Below are 14988 nucleotides of genomic sequence, written 5' to 3' on the forward strand. Positions count from 1 at the left end.
TTCAAATCCTCGAATTTTCAAATCAAAAATGCCTTCGGACTAGTCAAACTTCTGCATCTCCACCAGTCGGCTGTAGATGCCGTTTTTTTCCAATAATTCTTGATGAGTGCCCCTCTCAGCAATATGACCCTCGTTCATCACTACTATTTCATCGGCATGCTGAATGGTGCTCAACCTGTGTGCAATAACCAAAGAGGTTCTATTCTGCATAAGCTTAAACAAAGCCTCTTGAACTAGTTTTTCAGATTCAGTATCCAAAGCTGAAGTAGCCTCATCCAAAATAAGGATTGGAGGGTTCTTTAAAACGGCTCTTGCAATGCTAATTCTCTGCTTTTGGCCACCGCTTAATTTACCTCCAGCATCACCAATATTGGTATCGTAGCCTTTCTCCAGACCCATTATAAAATCGTGAGCATTTGCAATTTTTGCGGCCTGCTGCACTTCTTCCAAAGTAGCTTCTGGTTTACCCAAAGTAATATTGTAAAACACTGATTCATTAAATAATAATGACTCTTGGGTAACAATTCCCAAAAGTCCTCTTAAATCATGAAGCTTCACATCGCGAACATCTTTTCCATCAATCAAAAGCTGACCGCCTGTAACATCATAAAAGCGAGGAACTAAATTGGTAAGCGTAGTTTTTCCACTTCCGGATTGCCCAACTAAGGCTACCATTTTTCCCTTCTCCACAGTGAGGCTCACATTGTTTACCACATTCTTTTCTTCGTAAGCAAAAGACACATTTTCAAACTTCAGCTCTTTATCAAAACTTGAAATAGATACAGCATCCGGCTTGCTGATTATTGGATTTTCAGCATCCAATATTTCCAAAATTCTTTCCGAGGCTGCATTTCCACGCTGCACATTATAGGATGCCTTAGACAAGGTTTTTGCAGGTGGTATAATCTGGTAAAAGAATACAATGTAGGCGATAAACGCTTCTGGTGTAAAGCCTTCATTGGCTAGCACCAAACCACCACCATACCATATTACAACGGCCATTACACTTACGCCTAAAAATTCACTAATAGGTGATGACAAAGCCGTCTTACGCATCACGCGGTTCATTGTATCGAAATAACTATCTACACTTCTCTGAAACAAGTTTCGCTTAAGCGGCTCCGCATTAAAAGCTTTGATGACTTTTAGCCCTGTAATGCTTTCTTCCGTTTGCGACATAATGCCGCCCACCTGCATTTGAGCTTTCTGTGAGGACCGCTTTAAACTCTTACCAATAGTAGTAACAACAACGGAAACTACAGGTAAAAGGATAAATACAAAAACGGTAAGCGCAGGGCTCATCCATAGCAAAACCACAAGCGAGCTAATAATCATTATAGGCTCTCTAAACACCATTTCAAGCGCCATAAGGATGGACCATTCCACCTCTTTCATGTCGGTGGTCATTCTAGAAATTATATCACCTTTTCGCTGTTCGCTAAAAAACCCAATCGGAAGTGCTAATATTTTGGTGTGAAGCTCTTTTCGTAAATCGCGGGTTATTCCATTTCGCATGGGTGTGATGAAATACAAGGCCAAATAGCCGAACAAATTCTTTAGAAAGAAAGCTATAATTACAATGAAGCATACATACATCAAAGCATCACTTTGCCCGGTGTCTTGCATTCTTAAGGCCACTTCATACTCCAAATATGCCTTTCCGTAATCTATAATACTACCCTCAAATACCGGTTGTACCAATTCGGTTTTAGCATTGTCAAAAATTATCCCCAGCACAGGAATAATGAGCGCAATGGAAACCAAGGAAAAGACTATTCCCAGAAGGTTGAAAAATATGTTAAGGAAGGCGTTTACGCGATAAGGGCGCGCATATCTAATTATTCTCCAGAATGATTTCATTGCCGCAAAGGTATAATTTGCATTGTGATAAAAACCACTTCAAGTAGAACATCATTGAGCCAAACATTTTTGATTATAGATGAAGATTTCTAACTCTGCTTTTACGGCTACTCCTGAAAACAATACCTACCTCAGCGCAAAGCCGAAGAAATGGCAGAAGTAAGTAAAGGGGAGTCACAATCTGTATTAATAATTCGTCAAATTGTAAAGACTCAAAACAATTTACCACCTTTTGGGTCTTTAATCCTACTTTCAAGCTCAACTATGAATTCAGAAAAGAAAAGCACACTTAAGCAAATCATCCTTGTTGTTTGTCTTATCCCATTACTAGCCCTAACCGCTTGGTGGGGGTACCAGGTCTATAGTCAATCCAATGAACGTTCCGACATTAAAGACGACTACATGGAGGCCAACAGCATTATGCATGGTATCTTTTCTGTAAACAACTGGCGCGAAGAGTTTAAAAACATCATCACTAACCAAATTGAGGAATTTGACTTAACCCCGAAGCAGGACAGCATTTTGCGGGTTCAGATAAACTCATTGCTAAACAGCATGATTACGGAAGCCAAAAATCAGGTAAAGGAAGATGATAAAACTCTTGGAAAAAAAATACGTAGATGGGCCATAAATACCGTTGTGGATTGGGAAAATCTAAGAGAACGAGTTCCTGGTTTTACAGAATCTATCGTTGAAGACCTCACCAGTGAAGAAAGTAAGGAGCGACTGAAAATATTTGCGCTTGATAAATTCAATGAATACGCAGATCAGATTTACGATGATACACTTACTACCTATCTCCAGAGCATCTACACCAAATATGATTTGGAAAATCAGCCCGCCTTTAATGAGTATGTAGTAGAACAAACAGATGCCATGGAGGATGACGTGAACCAGCTAGCACTGTCTATGCTGGCGGTTGTAGGATTCTTTTTGCTATTATGGGCCTTAGCCTATAAATTTCCGGAATTGCGAAAACCACTTTTCTTTATGTCGGTGCTTTTGGCTCTAATTGTTGTTGTTACCGGGCTTGCAAGCCCCATGATTGAGATTGATGCCCGTATCAACAAGGTGGATTTCGTTTTGCTTGGTGAGCATATCTACTTTGATAACCAAATGATTTTTTACCGAAGCAAAAGCATCCTCCAGGTAGTTTCTTTACTGTTTCAATCTCCGAGAATTGATTCCAAAATGGTTGGTTTCCTGGTGTTAGCCTTCAGTGTGATATTACCTATTTCCAAACTTATCTCCACCCAAATTTACCTTTTGGGAAAGGGCGCTTTGCGTAAAAATAAAATCATACAGTGGTTGGCCTTTAAATCCGGCAAATGGAGCATGGCCGATGTAATGGTGGTAGCGATTTTTATGAGCTACGTAAGCTTTGATGGGATATTGGATCATCAACTAGAATATGCCCGCGTAGAAACCGAAACACTTACTTCACTGGCTACAAATCTTACTTCTTTGCAACCGGGGTTTATGCTGTTTTTAACCTATGTCCTTTACGGTTTAATCCTTGCCGCTATATTGGGTAAAATCAGCCCGAAGCCCGGAGAAGTTGAAAGCAAGTAGATTAAGGGGCATTTTCACAGTTGAAAACCGTAAACCTTTTGCCCCTAAGTTGCTTATAAATATATGGTTTGTTTTGATCCTCATTACCGTGCTTTGCACTTTCAAACCCGGCCCTAAAACATTATGAGACTTGTAGCCTTTACCCTTTGAGCAATCCCAAAAAAATCCTGTTAAAAACCGGCAAATGGCTAGGCATCACTCTTTTGGTGCTATTAGGCCTTTTTGTGGCTATAGTACTGCTGATACGCACTGAATGGGGCCAAAACAAAATTGTGGGCTACGCTACCAACTTTGTCTCTGAAAAGACCAACACCCGCGTAGATATCGAACGCATCTTTATCACCTTTTCAGGAAATATACAGATTGAGGGCGTTTATCTGGAAGACCAAAAGCAGGACACACTTGTATATTTCCGCAGCCTGGAAGCTGGAGTCGGTTTTAAATCACTGCTCAACAACCACATCGCCATAAGCCGCATAGATTTGGACGGTTTAAGAGCGAACGTAAGACGCAGCCAAGACAGCACCTTTAATTTTGATTTCATTATTGAAGCTTTCGCTTCCGCAGATACAGCTGCTGCTATAGAACCTGCGGACACAGCAAGTAGTCCACCACCCACTATTTCTATAGGGCCGGTTAATCTCACAAACATTAACCTCACTTATATTGATTCCCTTGCGGGAATGGATACCGACCTACGCTTGGGCAATCTTGAATTGAGTACTGAGGACCTCAACCTGGAAAAAATGCGCTTTGAGCTGGATAATATTCTTTTAGAGAATACACAGGTAAAAGTGGTCCAATTCCTTCCCCCACCGCCAAGTCCGGAAGATACTTCTAGCTCGCCCCTTCCCTATATCAGTTTTAATGAAATTGCTTTTCGCAATATTGAGGCCAGGTACAAATCAGAGCCTGACAGCTTGGATGCACGCGCCCGAATTGGAGATTTCAGTATTGGAGAATCAGATTTGAATTTAGCCCTACAAGACATTTCCATTGAAAACATAAAACTTTTGGAAAGCGACATTCGCGTGAAGCTTCCCAAGCAAAGCAAAGCTGACACAACGCAGCGAATTGCAGAAACTGACAGCGCCAAACCCTTTGAATGGCCGTCCTGGAAAGTGAAACTGAATCAGTTATTACTGGACAAAAACAACATTATTATAAACCAGGGCACTGGCACCGCACAGCCGGGAGTGTTTGATGCCTCGCACATTAGCCTGAGAAATCTGACCATTGATTTACAAGATGTGCTTCTTAAAGACCGCGAGGCCAGCGTTAATCTGGAAAACCTTGCCTTCAATGAGCGGAGTGGTTTTGTGCTAAACAAGCTAGCTTTTGAAACCAAGCTTCTGGATGAAGAACTGGATGTGAAGAATTTTCAGCTACTCACTGCCAACAGTGAACTGAATATGCAATTGAGTTTGGGCTACCCAAGTATTGACAGTCTTATAGCCAACCCAAAAAACAATACCCGCTATGGACTCGGGTTTGGCGAAACCAGTCTCTCCGTAAAGGATGCCTACTATTTTGCGGATTCGCTGCGTTATGATACACTCATCCAAAGCATTGAAGAATATCCCATGAAGCTTGGAGGAGGAATTTCCGGCTCCTATAAAGATATTGCCATCAACAACTTTAAGGTAGACTGGCTTACTTCTACAGCCCTTTCAGTTAATGGAACTGTAAAAGATTTTCCTGACACCAATAATCTGAAAGTAGATTTTAATGAGCTAAATGTAAGCACGAATGCAAATGACCTTGGTTTGCTATTGGGCCGAAAAAATCCCGAAGAAAGCCTGCCGCGCTATGTAGTACTAAAAACCAAAGTGAATGGAAATGCCGCTAACATAAATGCCCTCCTTAGCGTAAATACTCCGGACGGTTTTATGCAGTTTGACGGAAACGTACAGAACGTATTGAAAACCCCAGCCTATAAGGGAGTGCTGGAAGTAGATACATTGAACATTGGCAAGTTTGCGCAAAATCAAGAGTTAGAACCCATTTCGCTTACGCTTGATTTTAACGGAAGTGGAAAAGAATTGAAAACGCTGGCACTCGATGCGAAACTCGATTTTCAGCAATTGCTTTTCAGGGATTACGATTACAATGGCCTCGCACTTAAAGCAGATATAAAAAACAAAAAAGCTGACCTGGCCCTCAACTTCTCTGATAAAAACCTTGATTTTGACCTGAAGCTAAATGCCATTCTGGACACGGTAAAAACCATGGTAGACCTAAGCTTAGATTTAAGGGGAGCAGACCTTAAAGACCTTCACCTGCAGGCCAACCCCATGAAAGTGGCTGCTTTGCTAAACGCCTCCTTTGAAGGTAATGCCGATAAGTTTAATAGCCAGCTTACCATCAAAAGAGGTATTGTGGTGCAACAAGACAAATCGTACCGCTTAGATTCGGTTTTTGTCAGCCTGAGCAATAGCAAAGAAACAACTGATTTACGCCTCAATAGCGAAGTGATTAGTGGAATGCTAAAGGGAAACACCTCCATTCAAAACCTGATTAGCAGCTTGCAATCCTATCAAAAACAAATGATGGGTGGCGACTCCACACAAATGGATAGCACGTACCAAAAGCTGGATATGACCGCTGATTTCTACGTGGTAAACTCACCCATAATAAGTGAAGTATTTCTGCCGGAGTTGCAGCGCCTGGATACGGTGCATATAAATATGGCTTTTAAACCATCCGAAGAAATACTGAAAGTAAATCTTACAGCACCAGGCATCCTTTATGGCGAATCGGAAGTCAGCAATCTGTTTTTAGATTTGGATGCCACACGTTCCTCAACTGATGCACAATTTGGATTTGAACGGATTACCAGCGGTCCTATAGATATTTATGCTACCAGACTAAATTTAAACCTTGATGACGGTAAGGGTACTGCTTCACTCAGTATTAAAGACGCGCAGCAGCAGGATGTATTTTACACGGCTTTGGATGTTTCTAAAACCGATCAAAGTACAATACTTAAGTTGGGTGTCGAAAAACTTATACTCAACTCCAAACCATGGACTATTCCTGAATCTAACGAGATTCGGATTGACCCCGACCTGACCCGTTTTACGGATTTTACCTTGACACGTAACGGCCAGCAGCTATCCATTGAAAGCCTGAATGAGGATGAAAAAGAAAAAATGAAACTGGCCTTTTCTGACTTCAACCTTGCGGCTTTGTTCTCCATATTAAATGCCGGCAATAGCCCGGTTAGCGGAACCCTTGGTGGAAATGTGGTACTGAATGACCTTACCGGAACCCCCGCCTTTGTGGCTGATGTTACTCTCAACAATTTGGGTGCTATGGGCAACCCTATTGGCACCTTAAATTTAAAGGCCAATAATAGCACTGCAAACCAGTATGTAGTCGATTTATCACTAAAAGGAAAAGATGCCGACCTTGACTTGGAAGGAGAATATTCAATATCTGGCGAAAGCCAAAATTTGGATTTAGCATTGAATATCAACAAAATTAACCTGAGTTTGGTAGAAGCATTCGTTCCCGACCAATTGAGCAACACCTCAGGCTACCTTACCGGAAATTTTAAAGTAAATGGCTCTACCTCTGAACCAAAATATAAAGGCAACCTCTCATTCAAGAATGTTGGCTTCAAATCCGTGTTTCTGGGAAGTACATTTACCTTGGGTGATGAAAAAATAGAACTTGACAATCAGGGTGTTTATCTCAATAAATTCACTTTGAAAGATGAGGCTAGCAACACCTTGGTCCTAAATGGAGATATAGGAACTGAGGATATGCTGAACCCTACTTTTAACCTTAGTCTAAAGGCCAATAAGTTTCAGGCGCTAAACTCTACGAGAGAAGATAATGACTTGGTTTATGGAAAGGTGATTGTGAGTTTGGATATTGATGTAAAGGGAAACTTAAACCTTCCGAAAGTAAATGCTAAAGTAGGCCTGGAAAGAGGAACTGAGCTAAGCTACATAGTGCCAGCTAGCCAGGCACAAATACAAGAGAGGCAGGGCATTGTGCGCTTTGCCAACATGAAGGATTCTACAGATATCATTTCCTCGGATGAAGTTTCTTCCCAAACCATTACTGGCCTGGATGTAGCTGCTTATTTAAAAATAGACCCTAAAACTACTTTCAACGTTATACTTGATGAGCAATCTGGTGATAAACTTACCATCACTGGAGAGGCAAATCTCAACTATAGCCTCAGCCCCAACGGCAACATGGATTTAAGCGGAAGCTATGAGCTAAGTGATGGCAGCTACAATCTCAACCTCTATGAGCTGGTGAAAAAGAAATTTGAGATTACACCCGGAAGCCGCATTGTTTGGAGTGGTGACCCTATGAATGCCGAGCTAAATTTGACTGCAGTTTATAATGTTAAAACCTCGGCTGCTGACCTCATGATCTACGAAGCCTCAGCGCAGGGTACGTCCGCATCTAAGTACAATCAAAAGTTACCTTTTGAAGTATTACTCAATATTGATGGAACTATTAGTAAGCCGGAAATTTCCTTTGGCTTGGATATGCCCGATGATAGCAAGGATGCTATAGGCGGAAGCGTTTACCGAAGAGTGCAACAGCTAGAGGAGGACGAATCTGAACTCAATAAACAGGTTTTTGCGCTCATCGTATTCAATCGCTTTTTGCCAAGCGATGCTACCGATGGCACTGGTGGTGGCACCGAGCAACTGGCCCGTTCTAGCGTAAGCAAGCTACTATCTGGTCAACTCAACAAACTCTCTGAAAAGTACATTGAAGGCTTTGAGCTAAACTTTGATTTGGACAGTTATCAGGATTATCAATCTGGCAATCCTGAGCAACGAACGGACCTCAACGTAAGTCTTCAAAAATCACTTTTTGCAGATAGAGTAGTGGTGCAGGTAGGCAGCACGGTAGGCCTTGAAGGTGAACAGCGAAGCAATGAAATTATTGGAAACGTCAGTTTGGAGTATCTCCTCACGGAAGAAGGCCAGTACCGATTAAAGGCGTTCAGTAAAAACCAATATCAAGATTTTCTGGAAGGCCAGGTAACGATTACAGGTTTGGCTATTCTCTTTAATAAAGAGTTTGACACTTTAAAGGAATTGCTTGAAAAGCAAGAGAAGAAAAAGAAAGAGGAGAGTAAGGAGTAAGGAGTAAGGAAGTTAAAATATTGAAGAAAAAGCAAAACATATTAGCTGGGAAAAAGATGCATTGGTTGAGTAGCTTGATACTGCTCGTACTGCTGGGCTCATGCAATGTAATAAAATACGTGCCTGAGGATGAAAAGCTATATACTGGTGCTGAAGTTGAGCTTGAATCGGATAAAGCTCTGAAAGGTAAAAACCAGTTGAAATATGAGATTGAAGATGTAGTGGAACCAGCTCCAAACAAAACCATTTTTGGTATTCGCTATGGTTTGTATTTTCACTTTAAAGCAGAAAAAGAAGATGCGGGAAAAATCATAAAAAGCCTGGATAAACGCTTTGGCGAAGACCCTGTATATCTAAGTGATGTAAACACCAGTAGAACGGAGGAAATCATAAATAACCGTTGTGAAAACACGGGATTCTTTTACTCGGAAATAAGCTCTTCTATAATAGAGAAAGACAGGACGGCCTCTGCCAAATACGTGGTGAAGGTTTCTCAACCTTACCTGCTCGAAACCTATGTTTATCAGCGGGATTCTACCGGAATTGATTCATTAATAGAAGCATCCCTTAAAGACACGGAACTCACCAAAGGCACTCGCTTTGACACTGAAAAATTTAAAGCAGAGCGCCAACGTATAGATGACATGCTTAAAAACAAAGGGTTTTATAAATTCAACTCTGAGTTTTTGATTTTCACTTCTGACACCAATCAATACGATGACAGGAAGTACGACTTATACTTATCCTTTAAAAAGGTGGCTCCTAAAGAGGCTTTACGGCCTTATAAAATTAATGATGTTAAGGTATTCCCCAATTACGCTTTAGAAGCATCTGACACAGCTAGTGCGACCACTACCACCACTGTTGAGAATATTGACTTTATCCAAAACCAATTGATTTTTAAGCCAGAAAGGTTAAGGCCATTTATCACCTTTGAGCCCGGCTACTTATACAATAAAAGGCGCAACGACATTACCACAAGACGGCTTTCTTCTATAGGTACTTTTCAATTAGTAAGCATTAGGTATGAGCGCACTGACACCAACAATAGAGATTCCATTGGGGAGTTGGCTGCGCGCATACTTTTAACTCCCGCCAAACGGCAAAGTGTAAGATTAGAAACGCAGGTAGTAACCAAGTCCAACAGTTTTGCTGGGCCGGGGCTTATTGGTAGTTATCAAAATAAAAACCTTTTTAAGGGAGGTGAACGCTTAGATATATCAGGAAACATAAGTTATGAAACACAAATTGCAGGGGGCTCAGCCAAAAATCTCAGTAGCTTTGAATTTAAACTGCTCAATAGTATTTCCTTCCCGCGTTTAATAGCACCCTTTAAAATAAATACACAAAAGGGCTACTTAATTCCCAATACCAAAGTTTCGCTGAACTACACATTGCTGCAACGAGCCAATTATTATAACCTCAGCTCTATATTATTTTCCTATGGCTATAATTATAAATCCAACCGATTTACATATTGGGAGTTCAACCCAATCTCTGTAAACTACACCCTCGTTTATAATGAATCTGCAGAGTTCAGTCAAATATTGAATTCCAACCCCTTTTTAGCACGCAGTTTTGAAAACCAATTTATAATAGGCGGAACTGGTGCCATGGAATACAGTGAGCTAGGTGAAAAGGATAAGAAGAACCGTTTCTACATTAGGGTTGGCTTTGATATTGCTGGCAACCTTTTGGGGCTGGGTCAGGATTTGGTAAATGCTGATAATCAATTATTGGGATTGAATTACGCCCGATACCTAAGAGCTGATGTTGATTTTAGACATTACATCAAGCTGTGGCGTGAAAGCCAGTTGGTGAGTAGAATCTTTGCCGGGGCTGGTTTTCCTTATGGAGATTCAAAATCGCTCCCCTTTATCAAACAATATTTCTCTGGTGGGCCAAGCAGTGTACGAGCGTTTAGAGTACGCTCGGTTGGCCCGGGAAGTTACAATCCGCCCGAAGCTAGCAGTTCTATCTCCTTTTTTGACCAATCAGGAGACATTAAACTCGAGGCAAATATGGAGCTTAGACACCCCTTGGTAAGTTTGTTAAAAGGAGCTGTATTTGTGGATGCCGGCAATGTTTGGTTATGGAACGATAATCCGGCTTTGCCCGGTGGTCAGTTCAGCGGAAGCTGGGACCAGGAAATTGGTATAGGAGTAGGTTACGGCATCCGGTTAGATATCGATTTCTTGATAATAAGATTAGATGTCGCCACACCTCTAAGATTCCCCTATGAGGAAGGTGGCACACACTGGCAACAGGATTTTACCTTTGGCCGGAAGTCATGGCGAAGGGATAACCTCATCTGGAACTTTGCCATTGGTTATCCGTTTTAAGCAAAAACCACAAAAAGAAAAAGCCCCGCTCCGATGTATTTCGGAGCGGGGCTTTATACTTTAGCTTTTCAGCTTCTTAGCAAAACTCGTCAAAAGCTTGCTTCAGGTTGTCAGCAATCATTTCTGCCGGACGACCTTCAATGTGATGTCTTTCAATCATGTGTACCAATTCTCCATTTTTGAACAAAGCCATACTTGGCGATGATGGAGGAAATGGAGCCATAAGTGAGCGAGCGGTATTCACAGCTTCCACATCATTACCAGCAAAAGCGGTAATCATTCTATCTGGAGTTTTGCTATGAGTAGCAGCCATTTTTACGGCTGGGCGAGCATTAGCTGCTGCACATCCACACACTGAATTTATTACCACCAAAGTGGTTCCGTCTTGTTTTATGCTTGCTTCAACGTCTGCTGAAGTCTTGGTCTCTTTAAGTCCTGCGCTGGTTAAATCTTCGCGCATTGGAGCTATAAGGTCTTCTGGATACATATTCTAAATTTTATGCAAAGTTACTAATCACTTTCACAACTGCCATCAATATCAATGATGTAAGTGTAGTTTAAAACTATGGTAAATAAGAAATTGGCCAAACTGCTGATTCCTTAAAATATCTACCACATCTTTTAAATTTTGTCCGTTCATTTTGGCTTGACCCAAAACGAACCAAAAAGTCAAGGCTTACAAGAATAAAGTAACCTAATCTTTGCTCATTCCAAGTTCGGCAGGGTGATCTCCTCAATTCTTCGGAGCTTCCCTGTCTCACTAAGGATGAGCTTTGATTAGAACACTTTATTCTTGAATGCCGGTCCCCTGGTCGGCAAATTGCTTTCAATAATTTGCAGGGTTGTAAACAAATACCTTTTAGCCGATGACGGTTTAAGCTACTTAACACCTTTAAACTTCGTTAGTTGTAAAACTTAAACAACCCAAAGGAGGTATATATCAATAGCCCTGAGCTTTAGCGCGGGGCTATATATGCTTATGGTTCCAGTGAATTTTGGCTGGGTTTTCCATTCTTTACGTTTAACATTTGGAAAACCATGACAAAATATAAATCAAACTCTCTTAAAATAAGAAAGGCTCGATGCGAACACCGAGCCTATCCTAAACCTAAACTAACCGCTATTACTATATAAAGAGATGTGTACCGCTTTGTGTGTCTTTGGTAGATTGTATTAACTCTACCTGACGAGCCAACTCTTCAATTTTTTTATTGCCTAAAAGGCTAATTCCAAACTTTTCTGAAAATTCATGCCCATTCTTAATGTATCGAATGGTAAGACGTTTTCTAATTCTTTTACGATCTATAGAAAAACTCACAATATTGGCTTTTGGAACGTATAGTTCTTTACCAAAAAGACGCCCCAAAGCAAAGTGACTTTGAATATGCAGCACTTCTGAATCACTATCAAAATTAAAAATTGGAATACCTAAATATGCATAAGTGGCTACTACCATTACCGGGAAAATAATAGCAGAATATCCTTTGAAAAAGGCACCAAGGCTACCCGAGGTATTTGCAATTATTACATCTATCACCGCTACTACCACCATTATACCTATGACGGCTCTTAGCGCATTTTTAATATTTTGATTATGAATTGACACTATTGTAAGAATTTGATTTCAAAAGTAAGTATTATATCCTAATTTACAAAGTCTTACAAGTGAACAAATTGTTAAATTATCCTTGTGTGCCTTTGAATTATTCTACAGTCGCTTTGAAGCGAAATACGTCTTAAGCAAACTTGATGCCTCTTTTTCCATAAAGCCTCCTTCGAGCACAGTTGTTTTGTGTAAACGCCCGCCATGAGCAAGGAATCCACGCTTTTCATCTTTGGCTGCATACACTACCCTTCCAATCTGTGACCAAAACAAAGCCCCGGCACACATAGGACAAGGCTCTAGTGTAACGTATAGCGTGCAGTCTTTCAAATATTTTGCACCCAAATAACCACTAGCTGCAGTAATAGCTTGTATTTCGGCATGAGCAGTTACGTCCACCAACCTTTCGGTAAGGTTATGCCCTCTTCCAATTATTTTTTTATTTACCGTGATTATCGCCCCCACCGGAACCTCATCTTCGGCATAAGCCAGCTCTGCTTCACGCATGGCCTGCTTCATAAAATACTCATCGTTGTATACTTCTATTTCCATTCCTTTAGTTTTTTAGTCGGTAGTCCGCAGTCCACAGATGTCAATAAAATAGCATCTCCTTACCGCTATCTGAGAACTATCTACGGTAGCCTATTTTCTTATTCACAATTTAAGCCCCAGCAAATATACTTTACCCCTTATTGTTTGTAATTTCGCCACCTTCAAAAAATCGGATTTACAGATGTACAGAACTCACACCTGCGGAGAACTCAATATTAGCAAGTTAAATGAAACAGTAAGCCTTGCCGGCTGGGTACAGCGCGTGCGCAACCTTGGCGGAATGACTTTCATAGATCTTAGAGATCGTTATGGCATTACTCAATTGGCTTTTAATGAGGAGTGGGACCACGCCCTGATTGAAGATGCACGCAAGCTAGGCCGTGAATTTGTAATATCTATCACCGGAAAAGTAATTGAGCGTAGTTCTAAAAACGCGAACATGTCTACCGGTGAGATTGAAATTCAGGTAGAAAAACTTGAAGTACTAAATGTAGCCAAAACGCCTCCCTTTACCATAGAGGATGAAACCGATGGTGGTGAAGAACTACGCATGAAGTACCGCTACCTGGACCTAAGAAGAAATCCGGTACGCGAAAATTTATTACTTAGAAACCGTGTAAACCTTGAAGTGAGAAACTACCTGAGCAAACTGGGTTTTGTAGATGTAGAAACTCCTTTCTTAATAAAATCAACACCTGAAGGCGCCCGCGATTTTGTGGTGCCTTCTCGTATGAATGAAGGTCAATTTTACGCCCTTCCACAATCGCCACAAACTTTTAAGCAATTGCTTATGGTTGGTGGAATTGATAAGTATTTTCAGATTGTAAAATGCTTCCGCGATGAAGATTTGCGTGCTGACCGCCAGCCTGAATTTACACAGATTGACTGCGAAATGTCTTTTGTGGAGCGTGAAGACATTCTTTCCACTTTTGAAGGATTGACCAAACACCTCATCAAAGAAATAACCGGAAATGAAGTAGGTGAAATTCCTCGCATGAGCTATGACGAAGCCATGAAAAAGTATGGTAGCGACAAGCCGGATATTCGTTTTGCGATGGAGTTTGTAGAACTAAACGAAACCGTAAAAGGTCAGGACTTTAAAGTATTTGACGATGCCGAATTAGTAGTTGGGATAAACGGAGAAGGCCTTGCAAAATATAGCCGCAAACAGATTGATGCACTTATCAACTATGTAAAACGTCCACAAGTTGGGGCAACAGGATTGGTATATTGCAAATACAATGAAGATGGAACTTTGAAATCTTCAGTAGACAAATTTTACGGCCCTGAGCAATTGGAAAAATGGGCTACAGCTTTTGGCGCTAAGCCTGGCGACTTGATGCTTATATTGGCAGGGCCAGCAGACAAAACCCGCAAAGCTCTTAACGACCTCCGTCTTCACATTGCTGAAGAAGAAGGTCTTCGCGACCCGAAAGTATTTGCACCACTTTGGGTACTCGATTTTCCACTTTTGGAATGGGATGAAGACACTCAACGCTGGTACGCCATGCACCACCCGTTTACCGCTCCTTACCCCAAAGACTTACCTCTTTTAGAAACTGACCCTGCGGCAGTTCGCGCCAATGCTTATGATTTGGTTCTTAACGGAAATGAAATAGGTGGTGGTTCTATTCGTATTCACAACAAAGAGCTTCAAAATAAGATGTTCAAATTTTTAGGCTTTAGCGATGAAGAAGCTAAGGCACAGTTTGGATTCTTGATGGATGCCTTTGAGTATGGTGCTCCTCCACATGGCGGTATCGCTTTTGGTTTTGACCGATTGACTGCAATTTTGGGAGGCAAAGAAACTATCAGAGATTTCATAGCTTTCCCTAAAAATAATGCGGGTAGAGATTTGATGATTGATGCTCCGGCAGCACTTGATCAATCTCAGTTGGCTGAATTGAGCCTCGACATTCGCATCGCAGAGAAAAACTAA

General features: G+C 41.2%; 8 protein-coding genes. 4 read left to right on the forward strand and 4 right to left on the reverse strand.

The annotated features are described in order from the left end of the window. Window positions 1–39: 39 nt before the first annotated feature. Window positions 40–1860 (reverse strand): ABC transporter ATP-binding protein, encoded by a 1821-nt coding sequence (locus tag OWEHO_RS10345; protein ID WP_014202420.1) that lies wholly within the window; start codon window positions 1858–1860, stop codon window positions 40–42. Between the two features lie 150 nt (window positions 1861–2010). Between OWEHO_RS10345 and OWEHO_RS17905 the strand changes: the two genes are divergently transcribed. The 3 genes from OWEHO_RS17905 to tamL all read left to right on the forward strand — a co-directional run bounded on the left by OWEHO_RS17905 (window position 2011) and on the right by tamL (window position 10894). Further along, the gene (locus tag OWEHO_RS17905) at window positions 2011–3432 is read left to right on the forward strand and encodes a paraquat-inducible protein A (protein WP_014202421.1); all 1422 of its coding nucleotides are present in this window, start codon (window positions 2011–2013) and stop codon (window positions 3430–3432) included. 146 nt (window positions 3433–3578) lie between these two features. Further along, complete coding sequence (locus OWEHO_RS10355; protein ID WP_014202422.1) at window positions 3579–8552, forward strand: translocation/assembly module TamB domain-containing protein; 4974 nt, start codon at window positions 3579–3581, stop codon at window positions 8550–8552. Window positions 8553–8572: 20 nt separating this feature from the next. Next, window positions 8573–10894 carry a translocation and assembly module lipoprotein TamL gene (gene tamL, locus OWEHO_RS10360; RefSeq protein ID WP_143764573.1) on the forward strand — a complete coding sequence of 774 codons (2322 nt, stop codon included), beginning with the start codon at window positions 8573–8575 and terminating at the stop codon, window positions 10892–10894. A gap of 76 nt (window positions 10895–10970) precedes the next feature. Here tamL and OWEHO_RS10365 read toward each other — a convergent pair whose 3' ends face one another. The 3 genes from OWEHO_RS10365 to OWEHO_RS10375 all read right to left on the reverse strand — a co-directional run bounded on the left by OWEHO_RS10365 (window position 10971) and on the right by OWEHO_RS10375 (window position 13049). Further along, window positions 10971–11381, reverse strand: coding sequence for a BrxA/BrxB family bacilliredoxin (locus OWEHO_RS10365; RefSeq protein WP_014202424.1), 411 nt, complete (start codon window positions 11379–11381; stop codon window positions 10971–10973). A gap of 639 nt (window positions 11382–12020) precedes the next feature. After that, the gene (locus OWEHO_RS10370) at window positions 12021–12500 is read right to left on the reverse strand and encodes a hypothetical protein (protein WP_014202425.1); all 480 of its coding nucleotides are present in this window, start codon (window positions 12498–12500) and stop codon (window positions 12021–12023) included. 102 nt (window positions 12501–12602) lie between these two features. After that, window positions 12603–13049, reverse strand: coding sequence for a nucleoside deaminase (locus tag OWEHO_RS10375; protein WP_014202426.1), 447 nt, complete (start codon window positions 13047–13049; stop codon window positions 12603–12605). Window positions 13050–13230: 181 nt separating this feature from the next. Here OWEHO_RS10375 and aspS point away from each other — a divergent pair, with 181 nt between their 5' ends. Then, the gene (aspS, locus tag OWEHO_RS10380) at window positions 13231–14988 is read left to right on the forward strand and encodes an aspartate--tRNA ligase (RefSeq protein WP_014202427.1); all 1758 of its coding nucleotides are present in this window, start codon (window positions 13231–13233) and stop codon (window positions 14986–14988) included.

The organism is Owenweeksia hongkongensis DSM 17368 (assembly GCF_000236705.1).
In the GTDB taxonomy this organism is placed as follows: Bacteria; Bacteroidota; Bacteroidia; order Flavobacteriales; family Schleiferiaceae; genus Owenweeksia; species Owenweeksia hongkongensis.

Excerpts from the sequence above, each read along its gene's own strand:
- OWEHO_RS10345 (WP_014202420.1), bottom strand. The coding sequence starts at position 1,860 with ATGAAATCATTCTGGAGAATAATTAGATATGCGCGCCCTTATCGCGTA.
- OWEHO_RS17905 (WP_014202421.1), top strand. The coding sequence starts at position 2,011 with ATGGCAGAAGTAAGTAAAGGGGAGTCACAATCTGTATTAATAATTCGT.
- OWEHO_RS10365 (WP_014202424.1), bottom strand. The coding sequence starts at position 11,381 with ATGTATCCAGAAGACCTTATAGCTCCAATGCGCGAAGATTTAACCAGC.
- OWEHO_RS10375 (WP_014202426.1), bottom strand. The coding sequence starts at position 13,049 with ATGGAAATAGAAGTATACAACGATGAGTATTTTATGAAGCAGGCCATG.
- aspS (WP_014202427.1), top strand. The coding sequence starts at position 13,231 with ATGTACAGAACTCACACCTGCGGAGAACTCAATATTAGCAAGTTAAAT.